A 1,040-nucleotide genomic window follows, 5' to 3' on the forward strand; every position below is an offset into this window, starting at 1 on the left:
GGCCCCTTAACAACATTGCCCGAGAACGATAGCGACTGATACCCACCGCCACCTGGATCGTCACCCGTCGTGCTATCACCGTTGCAGGCCGCTAATACCAGCAACGACAATGGCGAAAGATTACGCGCAGTTTTTGGGAACACAAACTTTGACATACAATTTAGCTCCAGAATGATCCAATTTAGCTCCAGAATGATCGTCGTCGGGATGGACACAGCAAAGCATCCCAACTAACACGCTTAGTGTCAACGTGAGATTAAAGCCGATGTGAGATTAAAGCCGATGTGAGATTAAAGCCGATGTGAGATTAAAGCCGATGTGAGATTAAAGCCGATGAATTTCAAAAAGCGCCCACAGCTCTTGATCACATCTGTAGCAATGTTTGGATTTTCGGCACCTTCATTAAGTCTCGCCGATACGTTTGGCGTCAGTCCATTTGCTCTTTATGAGCAAGCTGACAACCAAATTGTTGTTGATGGGGTGAGCTCCCAATATGCACTCGGCGTCGCAGGTATTGCATTCAATTTCAACGTGATAAACAACTTTGAACTAACCGCTGCGGCAGGTTACGGGTTCACCCCAAATCAAAAAGTCAGCTTTGCTGGTGCAAACCTCATGGGCGATGTTTCAGGAACTTACACAGGGTTAGGCGCCAAGATTAAAATCTACGAGAACAGCAGAGGCCAAAAGATCAAATTAGAATACCAGATGCACAATCGCGATCTCAGAGCACCTACGTTGACCGGAAGTCGTAACGGTAGCCCACTGACAGGCAACTCAGACATTCAATATGATTCCAACGACTTTGGCATTTCCGTTGTGCACCCCTTCTCTGAAGATGTATCGACACATTTCGCCTTTGGAGTGAGTAAGTGGGACTTCGCGGCTAACGGCACAGCATCGACCAATAGCGGAATTACTGCCCGTAAAAATATAATAACATCTGCCTCCGACCCATATTGGTCTGTTGGCCTCGACTGGAAGCTAGGCTCAGGACCCATTAATTGCCTTGATGCTGGTTTGTCGTCATGATTCACGAA

Annotated in this window: 2 protein-coding genes; one reads left to right on the forward strand and one right to left on the reverse strand. The window is 47.2% G+C overall.

The genetic code is table 11. The features are described 5' to 3' along the window. Positions 1-215 (reverse strand): hypothetical protein (locus tag PFRI_RS21110; RefSeq protein WP_139292105.1); only part of this gene is annotated, 215 nt, incomplete at its 3' end. 118 nt (positions 216-333) lie between these two features. Here PFRI_RS21110 and PFRI_RS07410 point away from each other — a divergent pair. Continuing rightward, positions 334-1,032, forward strand: coding sequence for a hypothetical protein (locus PFRI_RS07410; protein WP_072630071.1), 699 nt, complete (start codon positions 334-336; stop codon positions 1,030-1,032). The last annotated feature ends 8 nt before the right edge of the window (positions 1,033-1,040 follow it).

It is taken from the genome of Planktotalea frisia, assembly GCF_001890925.1.
In the GTDB taxonomy this organism is placed as follows: Bacteria; Pseudomonadota; Alphaproteobacteria; order Rhodobacterales; family Rhodobacteraceae; genus Planktotalea; species Planktotalea frisia.